The organism is Dyadobacter sp. HNCC25DJ186, from assembly GCF_056895235.1.
Genome location: NZ_JBXHAS010000006.1, coordinates 304768 through 320291, shown reverse-complemented (window position 1 = coordinate 320291; position 15524 = coordinate 304768). Strand labels below are relative to the sequence as shown.

At 40.7% G+C, this 15524-nt stretch carries 13 protein-coding genes; 8 read left to right on the top strand and 5 right to left on the bottom strand.

The window, feature by feature from the left end; translation table 11 throughout:
• Positions 1-90: 90 nt before the first annotated feature.
• The 4 genes from AC1XUO_RS19495 to AC1XUO_RS19480 all read right to left on the bottom strand — a co-directional run bounded on the left by AC1XUO_RS19495 (position 91) and on the right by AC1XUO_RS19480 (position 3735).
• Positions 91-1623, bottom strand: a complete 1533-nt coding sequence (locus AC1XUO_RS19495) for an ArnT family glycosyltransferase (protein WP_483331448.1) — start codon at positions 1621-1623, stop codon at positions 91-93.
• A gap of 29 nt (positions 1624-1652) precedes the next feature.
• Positions 1653-2309 (bottom strand): phosphatase PAP2 family protein, encoded by a 657-nt coding sequence (locus tag AC1XUO_RS19490; protein WP_483331446.1) that lies wholly within the window; start codon positions 2307-2309, stop codon positions 1653-1655.
• Positions 2306-3106: a cysteine hydrolase family protein gene (locus AC1XUO_RS19485; protein WP_483331445.1), complete on the bottom strand. Its 801-nt coding sequence runs from the start codon at positions 3104-3106 to the stop codon at positions 2306-2308. Before AC1XUO_RS19485 ends, AC1XUO_RS19490 begins: the two co-directional genes overlap by 4 nt.
• An 80-nt stretch (positions 3107-3186) precedes the next feature.
• Positions 3187-3735, bottom strand: coding sequence for a hypothetical protein (locus AC1XUO_RS19480; protein ID WP_483331444.1), 549 nt, complete (start codon positions 3733-3735; stop codon positions 3187-3189).
• A gap of 452 nt (positions 3736-4187) precedes the next feature.
• Between AC1XUO_RS19480 and AC1XUO_RS19475 the strand changes: the two genes are divergently transcribed.
• The 3 genes from AC1XUO_RS19475 (at position 4188) to AC1XUO_RS19465 (ending at position 7273) form a co-directional block, all read left to right on the top strand.
• Positions 4188-5165, top strand: a complete 978-nt coding sequence (locus AC1XUO_RS19475) for a glycosyltransferase family 2 protein (RefSeq protein ID WP_483331443.1) — start codon at positions 4188-4190, stop codon at positions 5163-5165.
• A gap of 14 nt (positions 5166-5179) precedes the next feature.
• Entirely contained in the window at positions 5180-5935 is a 756-nt protein-coding gene (locus AC1XUO_RS19470) for a DUF5672 family protein (RefSeq protein ID WP_483331442.1), read from the top strand.
• A 90-nt stretch (positions 5936-6025) separates the two neighbouring features.
• A complete protein-coding gene (locus AC1XUO_RS19465) occupies positions 6026-7273 on the top strand; it encodes an OmpA family protein (RefSeq protein ID WP_483331441.1) in 1248 nt (415 codons plus the stop codon).
• Positions 7274-7324: 51 nt separating this feature from the next.
• Here AC1XUO_RS19465 and tpiA read toward each other — a convergent pair whose 3' ends face one another.
• On the bottom strand, positions 7325-8086 hold the full coding sequence (tpiA, locus tag AC1XUO_RS19460) for a triose-phosphate isomerase (RefSeq protein ID WP_483331440.1): 762 nt from the start codon (positions 8084-8086) through the stop codon (positions 7325-7327).
• A 282-nt stretch (positions 8087-8368) separates the two neighbouring features.
• Here tpiA and AC1XUO_RS19455 point away from each other — a divergent pair, with 282 nt between their 5' ends.
• The 5 genes from AC1XUO_RS19455 to AC1XUO_RS19435 all read left to right on the top strand — a co-directional run bounded on the left by AC1XUO_RS19455 (position 8369) and on the right by AC1XUO_RS19435 (position 15507).
• On the top strand, positions 8369-9637 hold the full coding sequence (locus AC1XUO_RS19455) for a retropepsin-like aspartic protease (protein ID WP_483331439.1): 1269 nt from the start codon (positions 8369-8371) through the stop codon (positions 9635-9637).
• 36 nt (positions 9638-9673) lie between these two features.
• On the top strand, positions 9674-10330 hold the full coding sequence (mnmC2, locus tag AC1XUO_RS19450) for a tRNA (5-methylaminomethyl-2-thiouridine)(34)-methyltransferase MnmC2 (protein WP_483331438.1): 657 nt from the start codon (positions 9674-9676) through the stop codon (positions 10328-10330).
• Between the two features lie 86 nt (positions 10331-10416).
• A complete protein-coding gene (lpcA, locus tag AC1XUO_RS19445) occupies positions 10417-11001 on the top strand; it encodes a D-sedoheptulose 7-phosphate isomerase (RefSeq protein WP_483331437.1) in 585 nt (194 codons plus the stop codon).
• A 53-nt stretch (positions 11002-11054) separates the two neighbouring features.
• Positions 11055-11495: an NUDIX domain-containing protein gene (locus AC1XUO_RS19440; protein ID WP_483331436.1), complete on the top strand. Its 441-nt coding sequence runs from the start codon at positions 11055-11057 to the stop codon at positions 11493-11495.
• Between the two features lie 229 nt (positions 11496-11724).
• A complete protein-coding gene (locus AC1XUO_RS19435; protein WP_483331435.1) occupies positions 11725-15507 on the top strand; it encodes a DEAD/DEAH box helicase in 3783 nt (1260 codons plus the stop codon).
• Positions 15508-15524: the final 17 nt, after the last annotated feature.

The following is a 15524-nucleotide window of genomic DNA, read 5'->3' as shown; positions in this document are numbered from 1 at the left end:
TGTGTTTCCTAACAGTTGTTATAAGCTTCGATACTTAAAGTAGAAAAAATTTAGAAAAAAATAAGATACTTTGATACTTAAAATATCAATTTACTTTTTCCCCGCTTTTATCAAGACATATCCGTACTTGTTATAGAAAACCTTCTGAACGGGAATACTTGCCAGGCGGTCTGTTTTTGTAAAGACAAATTCGCCGGTTTTTGGCTCTCTTTCTTCTGCATATAATTCCGAATAAAAGTGAAAACTGGGGTTATAATGATTGAAAATTACCACATTTTTTAAATTATTATTTTTAGCAAAAAGCGCAGCTTCTTTAACCGGTTCTTGTAATAAAGCACCAAGTCGGGGCATCCAGATGACGTTAATGATAATCAACATCATAAGACCCACAATTCCCATCCTGATTTCGGTCGACCAGCTTTTTTTCCACCAGACCAATAATAATATCGCAAAAATGGTAAGCATAAAAAACAGATAAAATTGATCGAATTCAATCGGAACTGCTTTCAATACTTCCACGACATAGGCGTCGTTGATTTTTGGAATGACAAAAGGAACAGAAAATGGGATTGCTATCAGCAATATTATTAAAGTGAGAGCGGGCCATACCAACGGAAGGCGACTGTTATTTGCTGCATACCAACCGCCCAAAACGCATAACGGCGAGTATCCGTAAATAATATAATGATGTAGTTTGGTGCCGGAAAGAGAGAAAAGGACAAAGACAAAACAAAACCAGATCATCAGAAATGAAAGCCATTTTTTTGACCAGATGTATTTTATTTTGGTAAACGATTTCAGTATGACGGCGGTAAAGGGAAGTAAGCCAAGAAGCAATACCGGAACAAAATAAAGTATTCCGCCATAATGACCTTCAAAAGCAGTTTGAAAACGGTTAACATTGTGGTTGAGGAAAAACCCATTGATAAAATCTTCTCCGCTTGCCTGATATTCAAGGATATACCACGGAGCAGCGATGATCAAAAAAAGTAATATTCCGATCGGGTCCAACAGACGCAGGATAGCATTCCAGGTTTTCCATTTTACCAGATAAATCATGAAAACAGCACCGGGAATTAGCACGGCGATCGGCCCTTTTGCAAGAAAGCCGATACCGGTAAAAGCATAAAATGCCCAGATGAATTTTTTGTTTTTCTGATGAATAAAGTCAAAAAGACAAAACATAGCACCCGTCAGAGCCATATTTAAAATGCCATCAGCAAGCGCGGCCTTGCCAACGATTGTTATCTGGATAGACGATGCGGCGATGAGCGTCGCAAAAAATGCAGCGCGCTCGTCTAGTTTCTTTTTGGTAAAAAAATAAATCAGAAACATCCAGAAAACTGAAGCGAGGCAGGAGGGAAGCCGCATGGAAAACTCATTCCATCCGAAAATTTGAGCACATCCATATTGAAGCCAGTTTGTTAACGGAGGTTTATCAAAACGCTGTTCCTGGTTGATAAAAGTGGATACAAAGTCTCCGCGGACTGCCATTTCTCTTGTGCCTTCTGCAAAAAAACCTTCGTCCTCATCAAATAATGGGGCATTTCCGATTCCCCAGAGAAATCCAAAGAAGACGAAGACAATAAGAAAAAGTTTACGGTGTGTTTCAGTGAAGAGCATGTGTAGAGGATGATTGGTGAAATTCTTGTCTAAAATAACTTTGTCAGCCCCCCGCCAAGCCTTGGATCTGTTTGCGCTTCCCAGTATAAATTCATGTAAAAATAAATAAGTACAGAAACGGGAATGGCCACAAAAGCTGCGACATATACGTCGCCAAGAAAATGCGCCAACAGGTACATTCTTGAATAGGCAACGAGCAACGGAGGTATGAGCAGGAAAGGTTTATAAGCCGAAGATTTACATTCCAGCGCAAGAACGGTAAACAAAGCAAACGCAGAAGTCGTGTGGCCGGAAGGAAAACTATTAAAATGATAAAGCTGAACGCCCTCAACTTTGTGCAGCAAGGGCAATAGGGAAGCAAGAATTTTTGGAGGCCGATAAATTTCTGTGAAGACTATTTGTTTCAGGAATTGCACGACAATTCCTGAAATGGCATAACTAAGAAAGATTTTTACAGCAAGCCGGTAGGAAAAAAGTGCAGCTATTAAACCTGCGATAAGTATAAATGTGCCATCTCCGACGTGGGTGAAATTCTTGAAAAAAAGGTCAGCAACTGGTGTCCAGTGTTCGTTTACGAAGAGAAGAATGACATTCTGGGTGAACAATAACTGGACGATACCGAGGCATATCCAGATAAGGCAAAACGGTAAAAAGAATGATCGTTGTCGCAAACAGAAAAATCTCATGAGCTGGTGAATATGTCCCGGGAAGTTTTAAATGTTATTCCATTTTCTTTGGCTTTTTCGAATATCGGATCAGCCAAATGCCCCCAGCCGGTTACGTCAGACATGCAGTCTGTCAGTATTTTGACTTTTGGAGAAAGCTGTGGAGCGTAAGTTATAATCTGTTTGATACTGGTGGCAACACAATGCGAGCGCGCTTCGCCAACGATCAGAATCTGGTCGAACGCTTCCAATTCTGTAATGAACTCCTGGTCAAGTTCAGTTTCTTTTTCACCAACAATTGGCACCTGCGCACGAAAAATTCCAAAATGTTCGGTCAACGGATTTATACCTTTGATGATGGCTTTGTAGTCTGTTCCCGTACGATGCGTCCAGGAAAGCAAACCGTGTAAAATGGTATCATCCAGCGAAGCACCACGTGATCCGATCAGGCAATGTTCCGGCCAGATAAAATGCTTGAATTCTCCTTCACTTTCCAGCGTTTCAAGATATTTCAGGACGAAGTCTTTGTGATAACGAGGTGTCCATTTTCCTGATTTTACAGCACTTGCCGTGATTAAGGTAAAAGGAGCAACAGTATTTCCATTTGGATCTTCCCAAAATAACGGATGCGCAATATCAAGAACGCTGTGCGTGTCGAGTGTTACAAAAATCTGATTGATGCTTTCTCCATACGTGGCGATAAGCTGAGCTATTCTTTCAACATCTTTTTCTGCGCCGGGCACGAACAAGGTGCCTTTTGGATTACAGAAATCAAACTGAGCATCAATAATTAATAATGCTGTTGTTTTGTTGTTCATATCAGAAATTGCTTTTCGGTTGACAAGAAATATAAAATTCAGGATTAGTCTGTTACGCCAGGATTAAGATTAAATCATCATTATTCCCACTCTTCCGGCACGTTTAACTGCCGCGCATACATTTTGGAACTTAGCTGATGCACGAGTTTCAGCATTTTATTGGTGTCTTTTTTATAATCGACCCGGTAATCTTCTTCCAGTTTGTTTAAACCATTCAGGATTGTCAGCGCCTTTTTCGCAATGTACAAGGCACATTTATCGGTTCTGGAAGTGTATACCTTCAACTTGTCAGAATAACTGGTCAAGAAGGTATTCAACAAAAAAATGTTCAATTCCAGCGCACCGATTTTATCTTTTGTCACCTTGACGTGATAGGTAATATCACCACTCAGATTTCGCATATCCATCAAAATCCATCCCGGCGAATCCTGAACATTTTTAGTGAGACGGGTAATGTGCGCCATGATGGATTCCCGTCTTTCTGGTATCGTTGCCGAATCTTCGATCAGTTCAAAATATAATTTGTCGGTCAGCGCTTTATCTTTTGTAATAAGCCTGATAAGCAGCTTATCCTTCTCCTTTGGCGGCATTTGAATAATGGCCTTCTTCAATTGATCTTCTATTGGCATATCGGTTTCCCGTTAATAAGTTGAATTCAGGTACACAAAAAACCAGGATACCTTCGATAATAGACACATTGTGGCAAATGAAAGTATTTCTACTCTTTTATCAAATTGTCAGTATATGATGAAATAACTATACCGGATAAACTCGTTTTTCAGCAAGTTTCATCCTTATTCCAGAGATAATAAATAAATTGGTAATCCGGAAATTGATTTCTGACGTATGCTTATATATTTGATTTCCGGATATTCAAGGGCTGTGCCCAGGCAAAACTGCCTAATTATATTCAGAATTAATATTGGATTATTATTCAAAACTTGTTGTCCAATCCGGGAAAAATGGGGCTAAAATTTCAAAAAGCAAAGAATAGTTCATTAAGAACGGCACCATTTGGTTGAAAAAATATTTTAGGCTTGTAACTTGCACTCTTTATGTATTTTAAATTTCGATACACATTATGATTTCAGTGGCCATGTGCACTTACAATGGCGCAAAATATTTGCCTGAGCAGTTGGAGAGCATAGCCAATCAGATTATCCCTGTTGATGAGCTGGTTGTGTGTGATGACGGATCGAATGACGATACCATTCAGGTTTTAAGATCATTTTCGGAAAAGGCAGCTTTTCCTGTTTTTATTCATCAGAATGAAAACAACCTTGGTTCTACAAAAAATTTCGAAAAATGCCTTTCATTGTGCAAAGGCGATATCATTTTCTTTTCGGATCAGGATGATGCCTGGCAGAAAGACAAAGTTCAAAAGCAGATAACCTATTTTGATACGCACCCAAACATCGACGCTGTTTTTTCAGATGCGATGATGATGGATGATGATTCAAATCCAACTGGCCGGACGATATGGCAGGAGATAGAATTTGATGACGTTGCCCAAAATAAATGGGTAAGCGGAGAGGCGCATGAGATTCTTTTTAAAGGTTTCGTAGTAACGGGCGCAACGCTGGCGATAAGAAAATCTGCTTTGCCGAGATTAATGCCTTTTCCAACACATATTCCTGATTTAATCCATGATGCTTATATCGCGCTGATTTTAGGTCTTCAGGAAAAAATTGATTTTATCAATGAACCGCTGATTTCATATCGTATTCACGCCAGGCAACAGGTTGGGTTTGGAGCAAAAGCGGAACCAGTAAGGTTCAGAGACCGGTTTTTCCGTGATCGGAATGAAAAACTTCTTCCTCTGCAGGAGCGGGCAGATAAGCTTGAACAGATTTATCAGCTGCTTATGGGAATTCCGCTGTTTCCAAAAGACAAATTGAAGAACTTACGAATCGCGAAGGAACATTATAAAAAAAGAGCGAAGTTGCCCAAAAACCGTCTTACGCGCGTGGTACCTGTGATGACGGATATCGTGAAAGGTAGATATTTATTCAGCAGCAAACACTGGTGGCTTCCGGTTTTTGGCGATTTATTTGAGTAACAATTAATTTACAAGTGAAAATAGTGAACCAGGAACCGAGCGCAGCGATTGTTATCCCTGTCTATAAATCGGAGTTGACAGAGTCAGAAAAATTGTCGCTCAGGCAATGCATGAAAGTCTTGTCAAAGTTTCCTGTGATCATTGTTAAGCCTGAAAGTCTGGATTTGCCGGAGATAAAACAAGAATACCCTGTTATCCGTTTTAAGTCATTCAGCGATTTATATTTTAGGGGAATTGATGCTTACAATGAGCTGATGATCTCAGCGAATTTTTACAAAACCTTCGCTGACTTTGACTACATATTAATTTATCAACTGGATGCTTACGTATTTAAAGATGAATTAATGAACTGGTGCCGGAAGGGATATGATTATATCGGCGCTCCGTCACTGCACAGAGAAGAATTCGATACGCTTTCGCCTGGCGAGAAGGATATTTTTGCCCATGCTCTTTCTAATAACCGGTTTGTTTTAAACGGAGGCTTATCGCTTCGGAAAATTTCTTCATTTCTGCGTTATCTGAAAATTTATAATACCTTTTACCCTGCCTGGCTAGGCAATGAAGACATGCTGTTCTCTCAGGAGGCGACACGCCTCATTCCGATGAAATTATTTCTGAAATTACCTACATGGCAGGAGGCGTTGCATTTTTCTTTTGAAAAAAGTCCTGCGGCGACTTACGAGATCACAAATCACCAGCTTCCCTTTGCATGTCATGCTTGGGAACGTTATGATCCGAAATTTTGGGCTTCTTTTATCCCCGAAAAGTAAGAAAAATCTGCTTTAACAATTTTTAACAAACTATCCCCTGTCTTGCGGCGTTTTTGAAGTTAATTCGTAAAAAATTAACAAAGAATAACCATGACCTATAAATCGCTTTTTGCCTTTACTTATGCTGTTGCGCTTTCACTTACTGCTGCTTTTGGGCAAATAACTGAAAACCCAAGAGTAGAGGAACAATCTGCGCCTTATGTGAAAATTAAACGGGTGGAACTGACGGATGAGTACACGATAGTTTACATGCGTTTTGTAGAACGTGAGAGTCCTTCTATGAAACGATTAAACCCTAATTTTAGAGGAATGCCTGATTTTCAGCAACGGAAAGTGCCTTCGACCTCAACGATCGGGCTTGATCCGGAGACCCGTTTATATAAGCCAGGTGAAATTGATAAAAAATATAAACTGATTCGGGCCAAGGATATTCCGCTTGATATGCGAAAAGAGGTTTATTCAGGAGATACGGTAAATTTCGTAGCATATTTCGAAAGACTTTCTCCGGGAATCGAGGTTTTTGATTTTTATGAAGGCCGCTCTACGAAAGAAACCATGACCTGGAATTTTTACGGCGTGCATATCAAAAACCCTTTAAAGAAAAATTCCAAATCAACCGCGAAGGTTACTCCAAAGGCTGTAAAACCGGCTCCGCAAACTCCGATTGAGCAGAAACCAGAGCCGAAGGTTGAGGAAAAGCCAGCTCCTGCGGAAGATGAATATGTGATGATTAAAGGAACGGTTTACGATTCAAAAACTAAAAATCCGATTCCTGCTCAGATTACTTATTTCGAAAAAGGAGACTCGCTTGAATTCAAATCTTCATCAGGTAATTACCGGATTGGTATCGATCCAAAATCAAATTATGATTTCCGGGTTTTGGCCAAAGGATATTACGGAACCAATTTCAGTCTGGCCCCTGCGGATTCTTCAATGAAAGGCTCATTTTTGAAGGACTTTTATTTAATTCCGCTTGCTGTTGGTGAGACTATTGCGCTGCCGAATATATACTTTGAAACATCTAAATTTACCTTATTGGCAGAATCGTATTCTGAACTGGATCGGCTGGCTGGTATGATGAAAGACAATCCGGATGTAAAAATCCGGGTGGAAGGTCATACGGATAATGTGGGTGATTTTGACAAAAATCTGGAATTGTCGGCAAACCGGGCTGCTGCCGTGAAAAAATATCTGATCAACAAAGGAGTAAGCGAAGACCGTATTGAAACAAAAGGTTTTGGGGCGACGAAGCCTCTGGCCAAAAACGGCTCCGAAGAAGAAAAGAGAAAAAACAGAAGAGTTGAATTCGTCATTACGCAGACAAAGAATACTGAGTAAGAAAGAAAAAGGTCATTTAGAGCGAACTAAATGACCTTTTTTATATTCAGATTATCTCGCTTTGATAATATTAATAAACTCTCGGGATTTCAAAGATGCACCTCCAACAAGGCCGCCATCGATATCAGGAGAAGCGAAAAGTTCGTCTGCGCTTGCAGCCGTTACGCTTCCTCCGTAAAGGATAGAGATTTCGTCAGCAATTTCACTTCCGTATTTTTCGGCCAAATGCGCACGTAAAGCCGCGTGCATTTCTTGTGCTTGTTCAGCACTGGCAGTCAAACCTGTTCCGATCGCCCAGATTGGTTCGTAAGCGATAACTACTTTTTGCAATTGTTCAGCAGAAAGGTGGAAAAGACTTTCTGAGATCTGATTTTTTACAAATCCGATGTAATCTTCATTTTGTCTTTGATCCAATGATTCACCGCAGCAAAAAATTGGAGAAATACCGTTTTCGAGTGCGATATTCACTTTCGCAGCAAGCAGTTCATTTGATTCAGCAAAATACTGACGACGCTCGCTATGACCGATCAAAACGTATTCGATACCGATCGACTTAAGCATTGCCGCAGAGATTTCACCTGTGAATGCTCCCGAAGCCTTATCCGAACAGTTTTGCGCAGCTAATGCAAAATTTGGAGAAGTCTCAATATATTTTTGAAGGGTAGTCAGATAGATTGCAGGAGGGCAAAGGATCACTTTTACGTCTCCCTTCACTTCGTCGTTCGCAATATTTACAAGCTCAGACGCCAAAGCAACTGCTTCATCTGCAAGCTTATTCATCTTCCAATTACCGGCAACTATTTTATTTCGCATAATAAATTTTATTGTGTTAAATCCGCGTTTCGCGCTACAAACTTACCATTATTTCCTCATTTCCGGAATTCTATTCTTCCATAAAAATATCTTCATTATAATAAGGAAATTGCAAGATTTTTTTGTGTTTATTATAGAAATAAAAGGTATTTTTACATAAGAAACCGATTTCTGACAAATGACTACTTATCGCCCCGAAAAGGATATAAATCATTCGTAATGAGACCAGTTAATTCATGAAAATAAAATATAAACCAAGGTTTAAAAAGAAAGGAGGCCACGATGAAAACTTTTATCTGGTTACTGTTAATCAGCACATGTTTCATTGCTAATGTTGCATTTGCCGCCTCAACGGATGGCATCAAAAACACCGAAGAAAAATACGGTTACTTTTTAGAGAAGAATCATAAGACGGCCCGGATACCTTTTGAAATGCACTCAAATCTTATTCTGGTTTACGCCCGCATTAACGATGTTGATTCACTACGCTTTATCCTCGATACCGGTGTCAGTTCCATTATTATCACAGATCCATCCATCTTAAAACCAGACAAACTGCGTTTAACGCGTAAAGTTAACCTGTCCGGAGCAGGCGAAGGTAAGTCGGTTGCAGCGCATGTAGCGATTGATAATAGGTTTGCGATGGGAAGGCTCAGAGCAAATCATCAAAATATTGTCGTAATTGAACAAGACTTTTTACGCCTTTCTGAATATGTCGGGGTGCCGGTACACGGCATTTTTGGATATGATATTTTTAACAATTTTGTCGTGACGATCGATTTTGCTAAAAAGGAACTGCTGCTGACACAGAACGGGCAATATAAATATAAAGCCAGCAAGGGTGACAAACATCCCATCGTGATTGAAGATACCAAACCATTCACAGATGCTGTCACTTTGTATGCCGACGGGCGTGAAAAACCAATCCGCGTTTTGATTGATACGGGCGCAGGCCATGCATTGTTACTAAATAATTCTCCTAAAGAAACCTACAGACTTCCTGAAAAAGTCATGCGTGCACAGCTGGGAAGAGGATTAAATGGCGTGATAAACGGAAATCTCGGCCGCGTTGACCGGATGAAACTGGGACGTTTTGAGTTGGACAATATCGTAGCCTCTTTTCCCGACAGTGCAGGGTTTAGTGCAAAAATGGGAAGTAATGTGGAGCGTCAGGGAAATATTGGCTGCGAACTGCTTCGTAGATTCAAGGTTACGATGAATTACCATGAGGGTTATATGGTTTTGAAACCCAACAAAAGCCGCTTGCGTGAAAAATTTGAACATGATATGAGCGGAATGGAAATTCGCGCAGAAGGCAGTGACCTGCGTTCCTATTTTATCAACCACGTTCAGGAAAAATCCCCGGCTGCCGGTGCCGGCCTTATCGAAGGAGATCAGTTGCTTTTTATTGACGATCATGCTGCAACAGAATTGAATGTAAGTGAAATTTATAAACTGATGCAGCGCGGCGACGGAAGGAATATTGATTTACTTGTGAAACGGAATGGAAATATTTTCTTCACCAAGCTTACGCTGCGAAGAATGATTTAAGTATTTTTAAGGCCGCAACTAACTATTTGTTTTATTTTGGAACGCCTTAAATTGACGGAGGATGGGTCGCACTCCTTACTCAATTCACAATATAATCAGCATTATCACTCTGTGTCTGGAGCTCTCAAAGAGTCCAGACACATTTATATGAACCTGGGACTAATCCCTGTCCTTGAGGCGGCAGAAAAACCTGTCCGTGTTTTTGAGATGGGCTTTGGGACAGGTCTTAATGCATTTCTTACCTGGCAGGCAGCCGATTTGTACAAAAAATCCATTTTATATACCGGCGTTGAAGCATTTCCTGTTTCAATGGAAGAAGCCTCGCAGCTCAATTATGACGCTGTAACTTCCTTTACAGGTTTAATGAAATTACATCAAGCTTCCTGGTTTGAAAATCATCAGCTGTCAGAGAATTTTACTTTTAGAAAAGAACAACTGACCTTACAGGAATTTTCTACGGATGAACTTTTTGATGTGATTTTTTATGATGCCTTTGATCCAAAAGCGCAGCCAGAATTATGGACGGAAGAAATACTCGGAAAAATTGCGGCCCAAACGCGTGTTGGAGGCGTATTGGTTACCTATTCTTCAAAAGGTATCGTGAAGCGGGCGTTAGCAGCAGCAGGATTTTCCGTCCAGAAACATAAGGGGCCAGGTAAGAAATGGCATGTTTTGAAAGCTGTAAAAATCTGACAAAAACTATTCGCTCGTAATTAGTTTGTCGGGGTATGGTTATTAAATACTTTTGTCAATTGTTAAGATCTTTGTATATCATCAATATGGAATTTCAGAATATTATTAGCCAGGAACTTCGTGAAGCACAAACCGTTCTCGAAACATTTTTAAGTGACCCTGTTCAAATAGATAAAATAGAAAAAGCAGCGTCTCTTATGGCGGATGCAATTTCAAATAACCATAAAATCATATCTTGTGGAAACGGCGGATCACACTGTGACGCCATGCATTTCGCCGAAGAACTAACCGGGAGATACCGGGACAATCGCCGCTCATTACCTGCAATCGCAATTTCTGATGTAAGTCATTTGAGCTGTGTCAGTAATGACTTTGGTTTTGAATTTGTATTTTCAAGATTTGTTGAAGGTTTGGGACAATCCGGAGATGTACTTTTAGGACTTAGCACGAGCGGAAATTCGGGCAATATTATCCGTGCTGTTGAAGCGGCTAAAGCAAAAGGGATGAAAGTGGTGATTCTTTCAGGAAAGGATGGAGGAAAACTGGCAGGACAGGCTGATGTCGAAATCCGTGTTCCTCATTTCGGATATGCCGATAGGATTCAGGAAATACACATCAAGGTGATACATATTTTCATGCTGCTGATCGAAAAAATGGTGATCGGGAATTAATTTAAAATGAAAGTTACTATTTTGCCGGTGCACCAGACCAAAAATAAATCTATATGAAGGTACGTCCGGCAGTTATTATCGTTCAGGAAGATGCTGTTCTAACCATGCGTTACAAGTATGGCGAAAAAGAGGTTTTTGCGCTTCCGGGAGGAAACCCTGATCCGGATGAATGTTTGCCGGAGGCACTTCGCCGCGAGCTAATGGAAGAGTTATGTGTTACTGTCGAAATTGAGGAAATGGCCCTTTGCGGTGAGGTTTTGTGGGGAAAGACGAGAAAAGAAACCTTACACATGGTTTTCAAAGCAAAAATTGCAGAGGGGCAACCAATCATTAATCCGACCGAAACAACCGCACTTGAAGTCGTCTGGCTGCCATATTCAGAATTGGAAAGCAGGCTGATGTATCCCAATGTAGGAAAGGAAATCCGGGAGTATTTAAATGGAAGTCTGAAATCCGCATACATCGGTGTCATTGACCAACCTTATGTAAAATAATATTCAGATACAAAAAGGTCATAATCTTCGCCTGAATAAGCAACTCAGATATATTCTGAATTTTTTAATTTCCTTCGCAAAGCGTTATTCCTTAAACGCGAAAATAAAATATTGCCCAAAATTGAATAATAGAACGTTTTTTTATGCCATTTCTATTATACTTTTAGAATAGGCTTCACAAAAACAGAAACAAACCGTACTTTTGCGGTTTAACGAGTTTCTAGGATAAATGGACAACGAGAGGAAGGAGCGATTATCACAGTTTTTAAGACGGAACTCTGAGGGCCAAACATTATCACAAGGGCGTTCCATTTTCAGCAGCGGTGGTTATAATATCGTGAAATTGGACTACAATGGAGGAGGTTATGCCGAGTTCAAAGTAAAAAGTGATTACTCGGTCCGGGATTATGTTATCAAAATCCAGGATTTTCTTACCCCAAATATTAGTACTTCCTGTACATGTACGCATGATTATGGCGGACTTTGCAAGCATCGCATCGCAATGACGTTGTATGTTCTGGATAAAATGCCAGCCTACGTGAAGCCAACGGAGCATGACATGGCCGACACCATGGTTGTACTTCCGTCACTGAAAGACGTATATCTTGAAGATATTGTCCAAAGGGAAACCTGGAATAACCGAAATCAGCTTGCAAAGGTTGATATCGTTTCTACAAGGGACGGGTTTGCAGCATGTAAGGTCAATATCCTAGATGTAGACTTTACGGTTCAATTCACCAAAATTCCGAATTCAAATCAAATACAGACAAGTTGTTCATGCGGACAAATATTATATGTTCCCATTTGTGAGCACAAACTGGCCGCATTATTAAAACTGCGGGACCAGTTTGGGGAACGTGCGTTTGATATGATGCGTGACTGGACGGAAGATAAAACCAATCTTCTCGCGGAATATGGTTATGCGCTGGAAGATAATCTGGAAGGGAAATTTGATTTCAAAATTGACCAGAGCGGTTCCTTACAGTTAATTAAGCAAGATAAGGGCATTCAGAAAGTAGGGTCTTTCCAAAACTGGCGCTCGCTGCGGGATAGGGTAATACCGGATTTGCAGCCTAGCTATCAGGTTACGGATAATGATTCTCATTCGGGAGATGAAAGACTTTCGCTATATGTGTTTTGGCCAAGAGGTGCTGATAGTTCGCTGGATGTTGGTTTTGGAATTTTTTCTGCCAAAAGCAGTTCGAAGACGCAGAAATATACGCATATCCGCAGTATTGCCGGCGGATCCGGAACGGCTTATTTGCCAGAGGAAATTCCGGTTTTAACAGCGGGAGATTCCCGATTGGTACGAATTGCAAGACATTTCAGCCCGGAAGGTCTTCAAAAATATATGAAAAGTCGCGGGCAGTCAAGTGCTCATTTAAGCGACGAATCTTCGGATTATCAGAGCGAGGCACACAAATGGGTGGGTCGTCAGCTTGTCAGGATTTTTAAGGATCTGAGCGGAGAGCGGTTGTTCATTACTGAAAATGATTACGTAACGAATCAAAATCAGCTTCAGGAAGTAAAACTTCACCCGACGCCTGCCAAGATATTTTTTGTTTTAACGGAAGATCAGGAATTTATAAGCCTGAATCCTTATGCAGAAATTGAAAAGGGAAAACCAATCGATCTTCAGCAGGTGGCTGCAACATTTGATAGTTTCTGGCTTGGCATTTACAAGGAGGATATTCTTTTCCGCTGGGCAAGTATCAATGATGCTGAGATGGTTGATTATTTACGGCAGAATGGATTTAAAATCCGTGTCCGCAAAGATCACGCCGACAGTTTCATGAAAGATTGGGTGATGCCTGTAACAGAGCATTTCGAGGTTATTTTCCAAACGCGTCATGCGCTGGAAACGAGCGCAATGAAATATGTGAAAGGTAGAATTTATCTTAAAGAAGATGACGCCAATTTATTGATCGTACCTACTTATGTTTATGAGGGCGACGAAGAATCGGATGAAGCAGAATTAATTCACGATAATCAGCGTACAAAAGCGGGATTTGAAGACAATAAAATCCAGTTGTTGGAGCGTGATATCGCAGCTGAAAAGGTTCATTGGGAATGGGTGAAATCGCTGCATCCTGATTTTGCTCAGCAACCTGACCAACCATTTTTCTTCATACCTTTTGAAGAGGTGATGAAAGATGGATGGCTGTTCCATTTTGTTGATACGGTTGAGGAAAAGGAAGTCCAGCTGTTAGGTTTTAAAGACCTGAAAAAAATGCGCATTAACCCAAACCGGGGAAAGGTGCAGATCAGAGCATCTTCGGGCATCGACTGGTTTGATATGCAGATCGAAATTACTTTTGGAGATCAACAGGTATCACTCGCAGATGCTAAAAAAGCTTTGCTGAAAAAACAGAATTACGTGGAGCTGAAAGATGGCTCGATGGGAATTTTGCCGGAAGAATGGATACAGAAACTCGAACCGTTATTGAAATTCGGTAGAGTGGATGGTGACGAAGTGCATTTATCAAAATTCCATTTTTCGCTGATTGAAGAGCTTGCTTCGCAAATCGATAACGAAGAAGTATTGCAGGAGCTTTGGGAGAAAAAACAGAAACTTCTGAATTTTAAAGAAATACCAAGTGTGCCGCTTCCTGAAAATATTAACGCGACGCTGAGACAGTATCAGGAAGAAGGATATAAATGGTTGAATTTCCTCGAAGAATTTGGCTGGGGTGGTTGTTTGGCGGATGACATGGGATTAGGGAAAACCCTGCAAATGTTAACCTTCCTGCAACACCAGAAAAACAAAAATCCATTGGCTACGAATTTAGTCGTAGTTCCTACAACCTTGATTTTTAACTGGCAAGCAGAATCGGCGAAGTTTACGCCAGATCTGAAATTATATGTTCACCGTGGAATGGACCGTCGGAAAGATCTTGAAATTTTCCAGGATTATGATATCGTTCTGACAACATACGGCACGATGAGAAGTGACGTGGAATTGTTGAAAAAAATACAGTTCAACTATATTGTTTTAGATGAATCTCAGGCCATCAAAAATCCTGATTCATTAACAGCAAAAGCATCCCGATTGCTGAGATCAAATAATCGTCTGGCCATGACGGGTACGCCGGTTGAAAATAATACGTTCGATCTGTATTCTCAATTCGAGTTTTTAAATCCTGGACTATTAGGTCACGCCGATTTTTTCCGTGCAGAATATGCCACGCCGATCGACAAGTTTCAGGACAAAGTAAAGGCCGAAGAATTACGTCGTTTGGTATATCCTTTTATGTTAAAACGGACGAAGGAAGAAGTAGCAACCGACTTGCCGGATAAAACGGAAACGATCCTGTATTGTGAAATGGGTAAGAAGCAGCGGAAGGTATACGAAACCATTCGCGAAAAATACCGGTTACAGATTGCAGAAAAGCTGGCAACGGATGGCTTGAACAAAAGTAACTTCCTGATCTTTGAAGCACTTCTGAAACTGCGTCAGATCTGTGATTCTCCAGTGTTACTTTCGGATGATGTGGATTATGGAAATGAATCTGCAAAACTGGAAGAAATTGTAAGGGAGATTGAGGAAAATGCGTCAAATCATAAAATTCTGATATTTAGTCAATTCCTGGGAATGCTGGATTTAATTCGTCAGCATCTTGAAAAGGTAAATATTCCTTATGAATATCTGGACGGACAAACAGTTGATCGTGCGGGGCGTGTAAACCGTTTCCAGAATGATCAGAATTGCCGCGTTTTCCTGATGAGTTTGAAAGCGGGTGGAGTAGGACTTAACCTTACAGAAGCGGATTATGTTTATTTGATGGATCCGTGGTGGAACCCGGCTGTTGAGCGTCAGGCAATTGACAGAACGCACCGGATTGGACAAACGCGTAAGGTGTTTGCTTATAAAATGATCTGTAAGGATACGATCGAAGAAAAAATACTGCTGCTGCAAGAACGCAAGCAGGAACTGGCCGAAGATTTGGTAGGCGGCGAGGCCGGATTTATCAAAAAACTAAGTCAGGATGATATCATGGCATTATTTAGTTAGAAAGAAAGGTCTACGAT